At 72.8% G+C, this 15,852-nt stretch carries 12 protein-coding genes; 4 read left to right on the top strand and 8 right to left on the bottom strand.

The genetic code is table 11. The features are described from left to right. Positions 1–24: 24 nt before the first annotated feature. From hisB to hisD, 3 genes are read right to left on the bottom strand one after another with little or no spacing between them, the layout of a single operon-like run. Positions 25–618 (bottom strand): imidazoleglycerol-phosphate dehydratase HisB, encoded by a 594-nt coding sequence (hisB, locus tag ACFVFR_RS13275; RefSeq protein WP_383700624.1) that lies wholly within the window; start codon positions 616–618, stop codon positions 25–27. Continuing rightward, positions 615–1,760, bottom strand: a complete 1,146-nt coding sequence (locus tag ACFVFR_RS13280; protein WP_383700626.1) for a histidinol-phosphate transaminase — start codon at positions 1,758–1,760, stop codon at positions 615–617. Before ACFVFR_RS13280 ends, hisB begins: the two co-directional genes overlap by 4 nt. Beyond that, positions 1,757–3,085, bottom strand: coding sequence for a histidinol dehydrogenase (gene hisD, locus ACFVFR_RS13285; RefSeq protein ID WP_383700628.1), 1,329 nt, complete (start codon positions 3,083–3,085; stop codon positions 1,757–1,759). Before hisD ends, ACFVFR_RS13280 begins: the two co-directional genes overlap by 4 nt. Before the next feature lie 153 nt (positions 3,086–3,238). Here hisD and ACFVFR_RS13290 point away from each other — a divergent pair, with 153 nt between their 5' ends. The 3 genes from ACFVFR_RS13290 to ybaK all read left to right on the top strand — a co-directional run bounded on the left by ACFVFR_RS13290 (position 3,239) and on the right by ybaK (position 6,523). Beyond that, a complete protein-coding gene (locus ACFVFR_RS13290) occupies positions 3,239–4,840 on the top strand; it encodes an oxidoreductase (protein WP_383700630.1) in 1,602 nt (533 codons plus the stop codon). A 328-nt stretch (positions 4,841–5,168) separates the two neighbouring features. Beyond that, positions 5,169–5,909 (top strand): LON peptidase substrate-binding domain-containing protein, encoded by a 741-nt coding sequence (locus ACFVFR_RS13295; RefSeq protein WP_383700632.1) that lies wholly within the window; start codon positions 5,169–5,171, stop codon positions 5,907–5,909. Between the two features lie 77 nt (positions 5,910–5,986). Further along, positions 5,987–6,523: a Cys-tRNA(Pro) deacylase gene (gene ybaK / locus ACFVFR_RS13300; RefSeq protein WP_383700634.1), complete on the top strand. Its 537-nt coding sequence runs from the start codon at positions 5,987–5,989 to the stop codon at positions 6,521–6,523. Between the two features lie 339 nt (positions 6,524–6,862). On the opposite strand, the gene ACFVFR_RS13305 is transcribed toward ybaK, so the two are convergent. The 4 genes from ACFVFR_RS13305 to ACFVFR_RS13320 all read right to left on the bottom strand — a co-directional run bounded on the left by ACFVFR_RS13305 (position 6,863) and on the right by ACFVFR_RS13320 (position 11,477). Beyond that, positions 6,863–7,666, bottom strand: coding sequence for a DUF2567 domain-containing protein (locus tag ACFVFR_RS13305; RefSeq protein WP_383700636.1), 804 nt, complete (start codon positions 7,664–7,666; stop codon positions 6,863–6,865). Between the two features lie 60 nt (positions 7,667–7,726). After that, complete coding sequence (locus ACFVFR_RS13310; RefSeq protein WP_383700639.1) at positions 7,727–8,569, bottom strand: ABC transporter permease; 843 nt, start codon at positions 8,567–8,569, stop codon at positions 7,727–7,729. A gap of 408 nt (positions 8,570–8,977) precedes the next feature. Beyond that, a complete protein-coding gene (locus ACFVFR_RS13315; protein ID WP_383700715.1) occupies positions 8,978–9,958 on the bottom strand; it encodes an ABC transporter ATP-binding protein in 981 nt (326 codons plus the stop codon). A 211-nt stretch (positions 9,959–10,169) separates the two neighbouring features. Continuing rightward, positions 10,170–11,477 (bottom strand): NYN domain-containing protein, encoded by a 1,308-nt coding sequence (locus ACFVFR_RS13320; RefSeq protein ID WP_383700641.1) that lies wholly within the window; start codon positions 11,475–11,477, stop codon positions 10,170–10,172. A gap of 247 nt (positions 11,478–11,724) precedes the next feature. Here ACFVFR_RS13320 and ACFVFR_RS13325 point away from each other — a divergent pair, with 247 nt between their 5' ends. Next, positions 11,725–11,904 carry a hypothetical protein gene (locus tag ACFVFR_RS13325; protein ID WP_383700720.1) on the top strand — a complete coding sequence of 60 codons (180 nt, stop codon included), beginning with the start codon at positions 11,725–11,727 and terminating at the stop codon, positions 11,902–11,904. 360 nt (positions 11,905–12,264) lie between these two features. On the opposite strand, the gene dnaE is transcribed toward ACFVFR_RS13325, so the two are convergent. Beyond that, positions 12,265–15,807, bottom strand: a complete 3,543-nt coding sequence (gene dnaE, locus ACFVFR_RS13330) for a DNA polymerase III subunit alpha (RefSeq protein WP_383700643.1) — start codon at positions 15,805–15,807, stop codon at positions 12,265–12,267. Between the last annotated feature and the right edge of the window lie 45 nt (positions 15,808–15,852).

Consider the following 15,852-nt stretch of genomic DNA (forward strand, 5'->3'; position numbering starts at 1 on the left):
CCGGGTGTGGGGCGGGAGGCACGCTCACAGCGCGCCCTTGGTCGAGGGGAGGATGCCGGCCGCGCGCGGGTCGCGCTCGCTGGCGTACCGCAGGGCGCGGGCGAGCGCCTTGAACTGGCACTCGACGATGTGGTGCGCGTTGCGCCCGTACGGCACGTGGACGTGCAGGGCGACCTGGGCCTGGGCGACGAAGGACTCCAGGATGTGACGGGTCATCGTCGTGTCGTAGGTGCCGATCATCGGGGCGATGCGCTCGGGCTCGGTGTGCACCAGGTAGGGGCGGCCGGAGAGGTCCACGGTGACCTGGGCGAGCGACTCGTCCAGCGGGACGGTGCAGTTGCCGAACCGGTAGATGCCGACCTTGTCGCCCAGGGCCTGCCGGAACGCCGCGCCCAGGGCCAGGGCGGTGTCCTCGATGGTGTGGTGGGTGTCGATGTGCAGGTCACCCTCGGTCCTGACGGTGAGGTCGAAGAGGCCGTGCCGGCCGAGCTGGTCGAGCATGTGGTCGTAGAAGCCGACACCGGTGGAGATCTCGGTACGCCCGGTGCCGTCCAGGTCGATCTCGACCAGGACGGAGGTCTCCTTGGTGGTGCGCTCCACGCGTCCTACGCGGGTCATCGCTCGTTCTCCTTCACTACCGCCCGGACCGCGTCCAGGAACGCGTCGTTCTCCGCCGGGGTCCCGGCGCTCACCCGCAGCCAGCCCGGCACACCGTTGTCGCGGACCAGCACGCCGTGGTCGAGGATCGCCTGCCACATGCCGTGCGAGTCGGCCCCGGGCTCACCCCAGTGGCCCACCAGGGCCGGGGGGAGAGCGAACTGGACGAAGTTGGCGTCCGAGTCGACGACCGGGCAGCCGATCGCGCGCAGCTCGGTCACCAGGCGGTCCCGCTCGCTCTTGAGCTGCTCGACGTACCCGAGCAGCGTATCGGTGTGGTCGAGGGCGGCCAGCGCGGTGGCCTGAGTGACGGCGGACAGGTGGTACGGCAGGCGCACCAGCTGGACGGCGTCCACCACGGCCGGGTCGGCGGCCAGGTAGCCGAGCCGCAGTCCGGCCGCGCCGAACGCCTTGGACATGGTGCGACTCAGCACGAGTCGTGGCCGGCCGGCGATCAGCGGCAGCAGCGAGGGCTGGTGGCTGAACTCGCCGTACGCCTCGTCCACCACTACCAACGCGCCCCGCTCGCGGGCCGCCTGCGCCGCCTCGTGGAGGGCGAGCACGGTCTCGGCGGCGACGGCGGTGCCGGTCGGGTTGTTCGGCGAGCAGACGAAGACCACGTGCGGGCGCAGCCGGGCGATCTCGGCGGTGGCGGCGGCCACGTCGATGGTGAAGTCCGCGCGCCTGGGCCCGGAGACCCAGCCGGTGCCGGTGCCGCGCGCGATCAGGGCGTGCATCGAGTATGAGGGCTCGAAGCCGATCGCGGTGCGGCCGGGGCCGCCGAAGGTCTGCAGGAGCTGCTGGATGATCTCGTTGGAGCCGTTGGCGGCCCACACGTTGGCCGGCTCCACCGGGTGGCCGGCGGTGCGGGTCAGGTAGGCGGCCAGGCCCGCGCGCAGCTCGACCGCGTCCCGGTCGGGGTAGCGGTTGAGGCCGCGGGCCGCCTCGGCGACCCGCTCGGCGATGTCGGCCACCAGCTCGGCGGGCAGCGGGTAGGGGTTCTCGTTGGTGTTCAGCCGGACCGGAACGTCGAGCTGCGGCGCGCCGTAGGGGCTCTTGCCGCGCAGCTCGTCCCGGACGGGCAGGTCCTCGATGCGGGTCACGGGGTGGTCTCCGGTACCTTCCAGCCGAACCTGGCCTTGATCGCCGCGCCGTGCGCCGGCAGGTCCTCGGCGTCGGCGAGGGTCACCACGTGGCGGGCGACGTCGGCGAGCGCGTCCCGCGTGTAGTCCACGATGTGGATGCCGCGCAGGAAGGACTGCACGGACAGGCCCGAGGAGTGGCAGGCGCAGCCGCCGGTGGGCAGGACGTGGTTGGAGCCGGCGCAGTAGTCGCCGAGCGAGACCGGCGCCCACGGGCCGACGAAGATCGCGCCCGCGTTGCGGACCCGGTCGGCGACCGTGGCGGCGTCGCGGGTCTGGATCTCCAGGTGCTCGGCGCCGTACGCGTCGACCACCCGCAGCCCCTCCGCCACGCCGTCCACCAGCACGACGGCGGACTGCCGGCCGCCCAGCGCGGGGGCGATCCGGTCCTCGACGTGCTTGCTGACCTCGACCTGGGTCGCCAGCTCCCCCTCGACCGCGTCGGCCAGCGCGGCGGAGTCGGTGACCAGCACGGCCGCCGCCAGCGGGTCGTGCTCGGCCTGGCTGATCAGGTCGGCGGCGACGTGCGCCGGGTCGGCGCTGTCGTCCGCGAGGATCGCGATCTCGGTCGGGCCGGCCTCCGTGTCGATGCCGATGCGGCCGGTGAAGTAGCGCTTGGCGGCGGCGACCCAGATGTTGCCGGGGCCGGTGACCATGTTCGCGGGCGCGCAGGAGGCGGTGCCGTACGCGAACATGGCGACGGCCTGGGCGCCGCCCGCCGCGTACACCTCCCGCACGCCCAGCAGCGCGCAGGCGGCGAGGATCGTCGGGTGCGGCAGGCCGTCGAAGTCCGCCTGCGGCGGGGAGGCCAGCGCGATGGAGGCGACGCCGGCCTCCTGCGCCGGAACCGCGTTCATAATCACGGAGGAGGGGTAGACGGAGCGGCCACCGGGCGCGTAGAGCCCGACCCGCTCGACGGGCACCCACTTCTCGGTGACGCTGCCGCCGGGCACGACCTGGACGCGGTGCGCGGCGCGGCGCTGCTCGCGGTGGACGAGGCGGGCGCGCCGGACGGACTCCTCCAGGGCCGCGCGGACCTCGGGGTCCAGGGCGGCCAGGGCCTGGTCGAGCGCCTCCTCGGGCACCCGCACCCGCTCCAGGCGCACGCCGTCGAACCGATGCGCGTACGCGATCAGCGCCGCGTCGCCACGATGGCGCACGTCCTCGCACAGGGGCCGCACCTTCTCCAGGGCGGCCGACACGTCGAAGTCGGCACGGGGCAACAACGCGCGCAGGGCCTCGCCCTCGGGGAGGGCGGCGCCACGCAGATCGATTCGGGAGATCACGCGGTCAATTGTCTCAGACGTGTCCCGAGCGCCGTCCTGCCGTATCAAACGCTGATACCCGCCCCTAGGTTGGCCCTGACCTGTGGTGTTCAACCGGTCACAGAGCGGGAATGGGGTCCGTACACGCGTACGGGCACGGGAGGAGAGGCAGCGGTGACGGAGCCACATGACGGGGACCCGCCCGACGGGCTGGGTCTGACTCCCGCCGAGTGGGGCATGTGGCAGGCGTTCCGCACCGGCAGCACCTTCGACCTGCGCTCCCCCAACCAACACCGCAACGACCCGACCGGCCCGCACGCCTGGGGCCCCGAGCGCAGTGTGCGGGCGCGGGTGCTGGCGTTGCTGCTGCTGGAGCCGCCGCCGGCGCAGCCGGGCCGGGTCGCCGCGCTCAAGCTCAACGGCGTCTACGTCACCGGCACCCTGGAGCTGGCCGGCGGCACCATCGCCCCCTTCGTGGAGCTGCGCAACTGCCGCTTCGAGCAGGAGATGCTGCTGCCGGAGAGCCGGTTCACCACGCTGCGCCTGGTGGGCTGCGCGGTGCCGCGTATCGAGGCCGCCCGCCTGCACACCGAGGGCGACCTGCACCTGCCGCGCTGCACCGTGGACCGGGGCATCCGGCTGACCGACGCGCACATCGGCACGGACCTGCTGCTCAACCAGCTCGTGGTGCGCGCGGACCGGTACGGCAGGTCGATCGCCGCGGACGGGCTGAACGTCGCCCAGGACTTCCAGGCCGAGCTGATCGAGTCCTACGGCGAGTTGACGATGCGCGGCGCGCAGATAGGCGTCTCGCTCAGCCTGCGCGGCAGCAAGCTGCGCAACCCCACCGGCCGCCGCGCGCTCAACGCCCCGCAGCTCAGCGTGGAGCGCACGCTGTACCTGACGCCCGCGGGCGACACCGGCTCCCCGTTCTCCACCGGCACCACCCCGCCGTACGGCACGCCGCTGACGCAGACCGGCGGGATACCCACGCAACCCTTCGAGTGCGAGGGCGGGGTGCGGCTGGACGACGGCCGGTTCGGCGACGCGATCGACCTGGACCAGGCGCGCTTCGTGATGGCCAGCGACCAGGAGCTGTCGATGCGCCGCGTGCAGACGCCGGAGCTGCGGTTCCTGTGCGAGCGGCAGCAGAGCGGACGCGTGGTGCTCTCCGGCGCCAAGGTGATCAACCTGGTCGACAAGTCCACGAGCTGGCCGGGGCCCGGCGGCCTGGCCATGGCGGGGTTCTCCTACGAGTCGCTGATCCCGCGCGGCCACTTCCCGCTGACCCGCCGCCTGGAGTGGGTGGCCGCCGCCACGCCGGAGTACGCGCCCGAGCCGTACGAGATGCTGGCCACCGCGCTGCGGGACAGCGGCGAGGAGGAGTTCGCCCGTGAGGTGCTGCTGGCCAAGCAGCGGCGGCGGCGCGAGACGCTGCCGCTGGCCGGGAAGGCGTGGGGCTACCTCCAGGACTGGATGGTGGCCTACGGCTATCGGCCGGGCCGGGCGGCGGTGTGGATCGCCCTGTTGTGGGCGGTCGGCGCCCTGTTCTTCGCCCACCACCAGCCCGAGCCGATCAAGGCCGACGAGGGTCCGCAGTGGAGCGCCGCGCTGTACACCCTGGACGTGCTCTTACCGGTGATCGACCTCGGTCAGGCCAGCTACTGGACACCGAGCGGGGCGACCCAGTGGGTGACGGCCGTGCTGGTCCTCCTCGGCTGGGTGCTGGCCACCACGGTCGCGGCCGGCGCCTCCCGGCTGCTACGCCGCAACTGACCCGCACCGCGTGGGCCCACGCCTGGCGGGCCCACGCCTCGCCCCACCACCCCGCCCGGCCCCCGCTCCACTCCAACGGCACCGCCACCCCGCAGGCCCCCACCCCGCCGCTCCTCGCACGCGGCCGTCTCCGGCGACGCGCCCGGCCGGCCGCCGGGCGGGCCGGCCACTGGCCCGACCCCGCCGGCCCGCGCTCCGGGGTGGCCGCGCCCCGGCATCGGAACGTATCCACCAAAATCAGCCGATACGGGACTAGTTGAGCGGCGAGGCGATCTCAGGTGTCACGTCGCGATCCACGGAACGGGGGCGGGCATTAGGCTTACTCGTCGTGACTGCCGCCCGCCTGCCGCTCTTCCCGCTGAACACCGTGCTGTTTCCCGGGCTCGTGCTGCCGCTCAACATCTTCGAGCAGCGCTACCGGGCGCTGATGCGCGACCTCGCGGCGTTGCCGTCGGACGAGCCGCGCAACTTCGCCGTCGTCGCCATCCGCGACGGCCGGGAGGTCGCGCCCACCGCCCCCGGCCTGCCCGACCCGACCGCCGAGCCCGAGCTCGGCGCCGCCGCGGGCTTCGGCGAGGACCCGATGCGCGCCCTGCACGCCGTGGGCTGCATCGCCGACGCGGCCACCATCAGGGAACAGGAGGACGGCACCTACGAGGCGGTCGCCACCGGCACCACCCGCTTCCGGCTGCTGTCCGTGGACGCCTCGGGGCCCTACCTGACGGCCGAGGTCGAGACGTTGGAGGAGAGCGCGGGCGACGGCGCCGGAGCGCTGGCCTCCGGGGTCATCCGGGCCTTTCGTACCTACCAGAAGCGTCTGGCCGGAGCCCGCGAGCGCTCCGTCGCCACCTCCCAGGACCTGCCCGACGAGCCGTCGGTGCTCTCCTACCTGGTGGCCGCCGCGGCGGTGCTCGACGTACCAGCCAAGCAGCGGCTGCTCCAGGCGCCGGACACCGCCAGCCGGCTGGCGGAGGAGCTGAAACTGCTGCGCGCCGAGGCGGCGGTGATCGGTAAGCTCCCCTCGCTACCGATGGTCGACCTGACCCGGCGCCCCACCAGCCCCAACTGACCCGACCGTCCGCGCGGGCCCGTCCCGTCGCCTCCGTACGGCATCCGTAGACCCCGACCCGGCGGGAGAGCACCCTCGTGGGAAAGAAGTCGCAGCACGGCTCGAAGGCGGCGAAGGGGAAGAGGCAGTCGCCCGGCGGCACCCCGGCCACCGTGGCCCTGGCCGAGGCCGACGTGGCGTTCACACTGCACTCCTACACGCACGACCCGAACGACCCCGACTACACCTCCTACGGCCAGGAGGCGGCGACGGCCCTGGGCGTCGCGCCCGAGCAGGTCTTCAAGACGCTGGTCGCCGACGTGGACGGCGCGCTGACCGTCGCCGTCGTGCCCGTCTCGGGCTCGCTCGACCTCAAGGCGCTGGCCGCCGCCGTGGGCGGCAAGCGGGCCGCGATGGCCGACCCGGCCGCCGCCGAGCGGGCCACCGGATACGTGCGGGGCGGCATCTCGCCGCTGGGCCAGCGCCGGCGGCTGCCGACGGCCCTGGACGTCTCGGCCGCCGGGCACGCGACGGTGTGCGTCTCGGCCGGCCGGCGCGGCCTGGAAGTCGAGCTCTCCCCCACCGACCTCACGGCCCTCACCGGCGCGGTCCTCGCCCCCATCGCCCGCGCCTGACCCCTGGACGTCGGCGGGCGCCTTCGCTAGGACCACCAGTGCGGGCCGCCGCACGCGCGCCCCGCACCGGGGAGGTCGCATGTCCAAGCGCACCCGCAAACGCCGCTGGCGGCTTCGCAAGTCCAGAGCGAACCACGGCCGCCGCCCGTCCTGACCACCACCGCCGCACGCCACGGGCCAGCCCCGGGGCGTACACCACACCCGAACGCACCGGGGGCGGGACCGGCCCGCCGGCCCCGCCCCCGGCTGGCTTCCACGCGCGGTCCGCCCGTACCCGGTTCCCCCCCCGTACGCCGCCGACCGCGCGCCACGGCGCCCGTACGCCGCCGGGCGCGGCGCCTAGGCCGGCGGGCCCGCGTCGCGGGGTGTGGGGCCAGTGTCGCGGGGCGGGGCCGGTGCCTCGTGCGGCGGCTGCCGGTTGGAGGTCTCGCGCGGGGCCGCGTCGCCCGGCGCGGGCTCGGCCGGCCGGGTGTCGGCGGGGCGGGTGTCGGCGGGGTGGTGCGCAGCGGGGCGGAGGTCGTCGGGCTCGGGGTCGCGGGGACCGAACAGGCCGGTGAGCACGAGCTGGGTCACCATCGCCGCGATGGGCCAGGCCAGCAGCGCGCCCTTGGCCTTCAGCTCCAACGGCCCGTCGAAGGGCACCCGCTCGCCGGCCGCGCGGGCGCTGGCCACGATGTCCGTGTCGGGGCCCAGGAAGACCCCGAACCGCCAGCCCAGCCAGGAACCGAGCAGACCGCCGACGGCCAGCGCGAGCACCACCGGCACGCCGGCCGCCCGGCGGAAGCAGAAGACGACGACAGCCGTCACCAGCCCCGCGCCGAGGCCGATCAGCAGGAACGTACCGTCGGCGCCGATCGCCTCCTCGCTCTCGGAGCTCTTGGGGTAGACGGCGTTGCCGATGAGCACCATCTGCACACGCGGCGCCCACCACACCCACAACGCGCCGAGCAACGCTCCGACGGCCGTCAGGGCGCCCGTGATGACGGCGGCGTCCCGCAGCTCCGTGTGCAGGCCGTGCCGGGCGCTCCGGCCCCCGGCCTCCCGCGCGCCGTGCGGCTCGTGGGCGGGGGTCTCATGCTCCGGACGGGGCTGCGAGCCGGAGTGCGACGGGGGTGGGTCAGAGGGTGTCAACGGTGCGGTCACTCCGTCATCGTGCCAGGTGGGCGGGGGGTGTGTGGCGGCAGGCGGCACGTCGGGAGCGGGTCACCGCACCGCCGCCCTGCGATAGGCCCAGGTGGCCACGGCCAGCGAGACGACGCCCACCACGGCACACACCCCGAGGTCGAGCCCCACGGCCAGCCAGTCGGGGTGCGCGTCGAAGGTGCGGGCCAGTGCCTCCACACCGTACGTCGACGGCAGCAGGTCGCGGGCGTACGTCACCACGGCGGGCATCCGTTCGGCGGGCAGCACGCCGAGCAGCAGGGCCGCGGACATGCCGAGCTGTCCGCAGAGCGTGGCCAGTTCGGGGCGCGGCGCGAGCAGTCCCAGGGCCGCGCCGAGTCCGGCGAGCGCCGCGCCGGCCAGCGGGATCACCGCGAGCAACACCCACAGGTGCGTCAGCGGCAGCCCGAACAGGACGCTGCCGGCGACGGCCGTGACGATGGTGCCCGGCACGGTGAAGGAGGCGTACGCGCCGGCCGCGCCGAGCACCACGGCGGCCGGCGGGACCGGCAGCGTCGCGTAGTGGTCGAGGCCGCCGCTGGCGCGCAGCGCTCCGAAGTACTGGGCCAGCAGGTTGAGCGCGACGAACGCGACGACCAGCACGCTGGCCCCGGAGACCACGGCGCGCGCCTCGCTGCCGCCGTCGACGACCCCGCGCATCAGGATCATGATGCCGATCGACTGGAAGGTCGCCACGAACAGCAGCGGGATACGGGCCACCCGGGCCCGGGAGAGCTGGGCCCGGTAGACGGCGGCGAGCGCGGGCAGCAGCCGCGCCCGCGCCGCGAGCGGGGCCGGCTCGCTGACGGCGGCCCACTCCCGGGCGCCCTCGCCCGACTCGGCTGCGGCACGGGCGGGCACGGCCGCCGCGGACACGGCACTCACGTTGCGCTGCTCCTCTTTCGTACGAGCTGACCCGCCGCGACGCCATGCGCCGCGCCGCGGTCCCGATGGCCGCGGCGTCCCCCGCACCCCGTCACGCGACCTGCCTCCCGGCCCGCCACCCGGCCTCATATCCCCCACCGTTCCGCGTCCGGGTGCGTGCCGGTCGCCCACCGGCCGCGACCGCCGGGCCCACCAGCCTACGAGCCGCGTCCGCGACCCGGCCAACCGCCCGCGCCGCCGAAACGGTCCTCCGGCACCGCTGGTACGCGCCGCGCCAGCGGCCCACCGCTCTCGTCTCCGACCGGACAGCTGGCGGCGCGGCCTCCCGACGGCCGGCCCCCGACGTGCCCGGTCGGCTCGTCCCTGGTGTGTCGGGTGGGCCCGTCGGCGCGGCGTCGCGTCGGCGGCTCACGCCTTCACCAGTCCCTCGGGCCCCTCGGCGCGCCCGCCCAGGGCCAGGTACACGTCCTCCAGGCTGGGCGTGGCCAGGGTGAAGTCGTCCAGGGCCGCGAAGGCCGGCCCGCCGGTGACGGCGGCGATCACCGCGCGCGCCTCGTCGGGGGCCAGGCGCAGCGTCCAGCGCCGCCCGGTCGGGCGGGCGGCGTCCCGCAGCGCGGCCACCTCGGGCACGTCCAGCGGCGGCTGGTCGCGCCACACGAGATCGACCCGTACGTCTCCGGCGACCAGCGCCTTCAGGCCGGCGGGCGTGTCGCAGGCGATGACCCGGCCGTTGTCCATGACCGCCACCCGGTCCAGGACGGTCTCGGCCTCGATGACGTTGTGCGTGACCAGCAGCACGGTGGTGCCGCTGGCGGCTCGTCGGCGGTCGATGGCGGCCCAGACGGCGCGGCGCGCGACGGGGTCCATGCCGGTGGTCGGCTCGTCCAGGACCAGCACGGGGCGCTCGCCGACCAGGGCCGCGGCCACACACGCCAGCCGGCGCTGGCCGCCCGAGAGCTTCCTGATGGCCCGGCCCGCGATGGACGCCAGGCCGAGTTCGTCCAGGACCGCGTCCCGCTCGGTACGGGCCCGGCGCGCGTCCAGACCGCGCAGCCGGCCGGTCGTCTCGGCGGCGAGCGCGACGGTCAGGTCGTCCAGGGCGGTGGACTCCTGCCCCAGGTAGCCGACGAGGCGCGAGGCACGGTCGGGGTGGCGCACCAGGTCGTGGCCGAGGAGGTCGACGCTGCCCTCGTCGGGCCTGAGCAGCCCGGTGAGCTGGCGGACCAGGGTGGACTTGCCGGCGCCGTTGGGGCCGAGCAGTCCGAAGATCTCGCCGCGCCGCACGTCGAGGTCGATGCCGTCGCTGGCGCGGATGGCGGGCCCCTGCGGGGCGCCCCGGCGGGCACGGGCTGCGGGGTACGTCTTGACGAGGCCGCGGACCACGCACACCGCGCCGCCGCCCACCGCCCTGGTCCCGGAGTCGCGCTCCGGCCGCTTCGCGCCCGTCCTCACGAGCTACGAGGGTACGCGCCCCACCCTCGTCGCCCTGCTCCGGGGCGGCCCAGGCGCCCGGCGCCCCCGTCCGCGTGGTAGCCCGAATCAGCCTCGCGAGGTGGGTGCGGGCGCGGGCCGGGGGTGACGAAGGGCGCCATATGGGGTGCTACTCCGACACGGGGGCGTGGTCCGCCGCCATCCGGGTGTCGATTTCTCGCCAGAAACCCGCGCGGATGGCGTACCGGTCGTGCTCGTCGATCTGGTCGTCCTTGTGCGCGAGCAGGCCGAAGCGGGCCGCGTACCGCAGCAGTTCGCCGTCGATGCGGTGCGGAATGCGCGGGTACTCCGTGGAGAGCTGTCGCACGTGCGCGGGGTCCGAGAGGCGGCCGATCCAGCGGCGGGCGAAGACCTGGCCGACCTCGAAGGGGTCACCGCTGACGGTGGTGATGTCCTCCTCGCGGTCGGCCCAGCGCTGTTCGGCCGTGGTGAGCTGGGCCAGCATGGGGATGGAGGCGGTTTCGGGGGGCTCTCCGGTGGCGGGGGACGGGCCCCGTTCGACCCATCCCCGGTCGGATGACCAGCGCAGGGTCGCGGTGGCCACCGGGGCCGGGGCCGGGGGGCTGGTGGTCGCGGCGCCGGGCCGCCCCAGGCCCGCCAGGTCCTTGGGGGTGGGGACGGCCCTGGTGGCGCCGCTCGCGCCGGCCCCGTCGGCCGAGGCCGCCGCGGGCTGCTCCGGGCCCTCCCGGCGCGACCCCGCCCCGTCGGCGCCGGGCAGGGGGCGGGCGGTGCCGTTGTGCGGGGCCGGGCGGCTGGGCTGGGTGCCGGCGGCAGCCGCCGCGGCGGCTGCGGTCTCGGGCAGCGGCGCGGAGAGGATGGCGGCGATCTCGGGGCGGGGCACGGAGCTGGGCGCACACGGGCCGGGCAACTCCTTGGCGCGCACCGCCTGGGTGATCCAGGTGCGGTCCAGGACGCGCCGCTCGTCGGCCTCGGCCACCAGGTCCTCGGACTGGTTGTAGTCGCCGTCGGCGGCCTGGACCGCCCACAGGTGGACGGCGACGCCGTGCTCCTTGGCGGACATCAGACCGGGGAGCAGATCGCCGTCACCGGTGACGAGAACGATGTCAGAGCATGCCCTGTTTCGAGCGAGTTCGGTCAGTTCCGCGTGCATGGCCGCGTCCACGCCCTTCTGCGCCCACCGCCCGTCGCTGCGGGTCAGCGCGCCGAGTCGGACGGTCACCCGGGGCATCACGCGCAACCTGCGGTGTTCGGGCTGAGGTACCCGGTCGGGGGCGCCGTCGAACCAGTAGATACGCAACAGCGACTGGTCCGTGTCGGCCTCGGCGCGGTCGCGCAGCCCCTTGATCAGGGCGGCGTGGTCAACGGTGATACGGGAGCGGGCGGGCTCGCCCGCGAGCAGGCTCGCGGCGGCGCCCAGCAGATACCCGGCGTCCACCAGGACGACGCAGCGGTCCACGTGTCACCCTCTTTCCTCACGGTCCATGCGCGGCAGTCCCGACGTGGCTCCGCCCCGGCATTTTGCTTCGGCTTTCCATGGAGTCTGCCCGACCCCACGAGGGTTATCAGCCCGAACTCGATCATCGGCGTGGCGGATACGGAACGCCCCAGCCCATCCCGCCCTTTACGCGGGGTAATTGCCCGACATGCAGCCTCTCGATAGTCGTGCCAGGGTGTTTTCCGGGGGAAACCCTCGCACGGGAGGCATGACGATGGGCAAGCACAAGCGCGACCGGAATCAGCGACAGAAGGGCAGCGACGCGGAACGCGGACAGCAGGAGGCACAGAAGTCCGCGCTCCAGGCCCAGTCCCCGCACCAGAGCCAGGCCCAGGGCAGCCCGACGGACGTGGCCCGTAAGCACCAGCGCCGCTTCGGGCACAACTGACCCTCCGCCGCGCGGGCGCCGCCCGTGCCACACCGGCCCGGCCCGGCGGATGTCGGGACGATGTCGGGCGGCGACGCCACCGGCACCACCTCGCGCGAGGAATCCGACGCGCGCGAACACGCCGGAACGTCCCGAACACCCGGCCGAAGCGGTAACCACAGCAAACGCACGAAGGCGCAGAGAACACAGCAGCCGCGATAAGCACAAGAAACTCAAAAGAACACCGAAGAAGCGGAATTCACGGAAGAGAAGCATCGAAAGCATGAAAGGGGCGCGTCCCGATCGGGACGCGCCCCTTTTACCCTCTCCAGCCTCTCCCCGCTCCCCCGGTGCGCCGTTCCCGCGGGTCCGACTCCGTGGTCAGGCGCCCAGGCAGGACGGGCCGAGCAGCACCTTGAGGTCGCCGAAGAGGGCTGGGTCGGCCGTGACGCGGTGCCGGTCCAGGCGCAGCACGGTGGTCTTGCGGGCGCCCTGGAGCTTGATCCGCACCTCGGTGGCCCCACGGTGGTGGGTGAGTACCTCGCCGAGCTTCTCCACCAGCGGCGGGGTGACCTTGACGGTGGGGATGGTGATGGTGACCGGCGCGTCCAGCGACGCCTCGGACAGGTCGGGCACCATCAGCTCCATGGCGACCAGCCGGGGCACGTCCTCGCGCTTGTCGAGGCGGCCCTTGACGAAGACCACCGTGTCCTCGACCAGTTGGGTGGAGACGAGCTGGTAGGTGGCGGGGAAGAACATGCAGTCGATGGAGCCCGCCAGGTCCTCGACCGTCGCGATGGCCCAGGCGTTGCCCTGCTTGGTCATCTTGCGCTGGAGGCCGGAGATGATGCCGCCGATGGTGACGATCGCGCCGTCCGCGTGCTCACCACCGGTGAGCTGCGCGATCGCCGCGTCCGCCTTGTCGTTCAGCACGTGCTCGATACCGAACAGCGGGTGGTCGGAGACGTAGAGGCCGAGCATCTCCCGCTCCTGGGCGAGCAGGTACGCCTTGTCCCACTCGATGTCGGAGAACTCGACGTCGAGCCCGAAGCCCGGGGTGTCGTCGGCGCTCTCCTCCCCCATGCCGCCGAAGAGGTCGAACTGTCCCTCGGCCTCCTTGCGCTTGACCGCTACCACGTTGTCGATCATGGTCTCGTAGTGCGCGGTCAGACCCTTGCGGGTGTGCCCCATCTCGTCGAAGGCGCCGGCCTTGATCAGCGACTCGGTGGTGCGCTTGTTGCAGCAGACCGCCTCGACCTTGTCGAGGTAGTCGGGGAAGGAGGCGAACTTCCCCTTCGCCTTGCGGCTGCGGATGATCGAGTCGACCACGTTCTGGCCGACGTTGCGCACGGCGGTCAGGCCGAAGAGGATCACGTCGTCGCCCTGGGCGGCGAAGTTGGCCTCCGACTCGTTGACGTTGGGCGGCAGCACCCTGATGCCCATGCGCCGGCACTCGTTCAGGTAGATCGCCGACTTGTCCTTGTCGTCGCGCACCGAGGTGAGCAGCGCGGACATGTACTCGGCCGGGTAGTTGGCCTTGAGGTAGGCGGTCCAGTAGGTGACCAGGCCGTACGCGGAGGAGTGCGCCTTGTTGAAGGCGTAGCCGGCGAAGGGGACCAGGACGTCCCACACCGCCTGGATGGCCTCGTCGGAGTAGTCGCGCTCGCGCATGCCCTTCTGGAAGGGGATGAACTCCTTGTCGAGGACCTCCTGCTTCTTCTTGCCCATGGCCCGGCGCAGCAGGTCGGCCTGGCCCAGCGAGTAGCCGGCGAGCACCTGGGCGGCCTTCTGCACCTGCTCCTGGTACACGATGAGGCCGTAGGTGATGCCGAGGACCTCCTTGAGGGGCTCCTCCAGCTCCGGGTGGATCGGCGTGATCTCCTGCTGGCCGTTCTTGCGCAGGGCGTAGTTGGTGTGCGAGTTCATGCCCATCGGGCCCGGCCGGTACAGGGCCGAGACGGCGGAGATGTCCTCGAAGTTGTCGGGCTTCATCAGCCGCAGCAGGGAGCGCATGGGCCCGCCGTCGAACTGGAAGACGCCGAGCGTGTCGCCACGGCACAGCAGGTCGTAGGTCTTGGGGTCGTCCAGCGGCAGCGAGAGCAGCTCGATGTCGATGCCCTTGTTGCGCTTGATGAGCTTGACGGCGTCATCCATGATCGTCAGGTTGCGCAGACCCAGGAAGTCCATCTTGAGCAGACCGAGGTCTTCGCAGGTGGGGTAGTCCCACTGGGTGATCGTCACGCCGTCGGAGTGCCGCACCCACACCGGTACGTGGTCGGTGATGGTCTCGCTGGACATGATCACGCCGGCGGCGTGCACACCCATCTGCCGCACCAGGCCCTCGACGCCCCTGGCGGTGTCGATGACCTTCTTCACGTCCGGCTCGTTCTCGTACATCGCCCGCACCTCGCCCGCCTCGCTGTAGCGCGGGTGCTGGGGGTTGGTGATGCCGTCGAGGTTGATGCCCTTGCCGAGCACGTCGGCGGGCATGGCCTTGGTGATGCGGTCACCCATCGCGTACGGGTAGCCGAGCACGCGGGAGGAGTCCTTGATCGCGTTCTTCGCCTTGATCGTGCCGTACGTGCCGATCATGGCGACCTTGTCGGCCCCGTACTTCTCCGTCACGTACCGGATGACCTCCGAGCGCCGACGCTCGTCGAAGTCGATGTCGACATCGGGCATGGACACGCGCTCGGGGTTGAGGAACCGCTCGAAGATCAGCCCGTGCTCGACCGGGTCGAGGTCGGTGATGCCCAGGGCGTACGAGACGATCGAGCCGGCCGCCGAGCCCCGGCCGGGGCCCACCGCGATGCCGTTGTTCTTCGCCCACATGATGAAGTCGGCGACCACGAGGAAGTAGCCGGGGAACCCCATCTGGATGATGATGTCCATCTCGTACTCGACGAGCTTCTGGCGGTCCTCCGGAATACCTCCGGGGAAGCGGCGCGCCATGCCGCGCCGCACCTCCTCCTGGAACCAGGTGACCTCGGTGTACCCCTCGGGAACGTCGAACCGGGGCATCAGGTCGCGCTTCTCGAACCAGCCCGTGGTGTCGATCTGCTCGGCCACCAGCAGGGTGTTGGCACACCCCTGCTGCCAGGCGTCCGAGGAGTCCACCGCGTACATCTCGTCCGTGGACTTGACGTAGTAACCCGTGCCGTCGAAGCGGAAGCGGTCCGGGTCGGAGATGTTCTTGCCGGTCTGGATGCACAGCAGCGCGTCGTGCGCGGACGCCTCGTGCGCGTAGGTGTAGTGCGAGTCGTTGGTGACCAGCGGGGGGATGCCGAGCTTCTTGCCGATCTCCAGCAGGCCGTCACGGACCCGCTTCTCGATGTCCAGGCCGTGGTCCATCAGCTCCAGGAAGTACCGGCCCTTGCCGAAGATCTCCTGGTACTCCGCCGCCGCCTTCAGCGCCTCGTCGAAGTGGCCGAGCCGCAGCCGGGTCTGCACCTCGCCCGAGGGGCAGCCGGTCGAGGCGATCAGCCCCTCCGCGTGCTGGGCGATCACTTCCTTGTCCATCCGGGGCCACTTCGTCAGCCACCCCTCCGCGTACGCGTCCGAGGACAGCCGGAAGAGGTTGTGCAGTCCGGTCTTGCTGGCCGCCCAGATCGTCTTGTGCGTGTAGCCACCCGAACCCGAGACGTCGTCGCGCTTCTGGTGTGGCTGACCCCACTGGATACGCCGCTTGTTACGCCGCGACTCGGGCGCGACGTACGCCTCGATCCCGATGATGGGCGTGATGCCCGCCTTGGTCGCCTGCTGGTAGAAGTCGTAGGCGCCGTGCAGGTTCCCGTGGTCGGTCATCGCGATGTGCGACATGCCCATCTTCGAGCACGCGTCGAACATGTCCTTCAACCGCGCCGCACCGTCGAGCAGCGAGTACTGGGTGTGCACGTGCAGATGCGTGAAGGGCGGCTTGGCCACGATGGAAGACCTCCGGCGGAACAGTGGGTGACGGATGCCCTCCCC

It is taken from the genome of Streptomyces sp. NPDC057702 (assembly GCF_042799315.1).
In the GTDB taxonomy this organism is placed as follows: Bacteria; Actinomycetota; Actinomycetes; order Streptomycetales; family Streptomycetaceae; genus Streptomyces.

Excerpts from the sequence above, each read along its gene's own strand:
- ACFVFR_RS13325 (WP_383700720.1), top strand. The coding sequence starts at position 11,725 with ATGACGATGGGCAAGCACAAGCGCGACCGGAATCAGCGACAGAAGGGC.
- hisB (WP_383700624.1), bottom strand. The coding sequence starts at position 618 with ATGACCCGCGTAGGACGCGTGGAGCGCACCACCAAGGAGACCTCCGTC.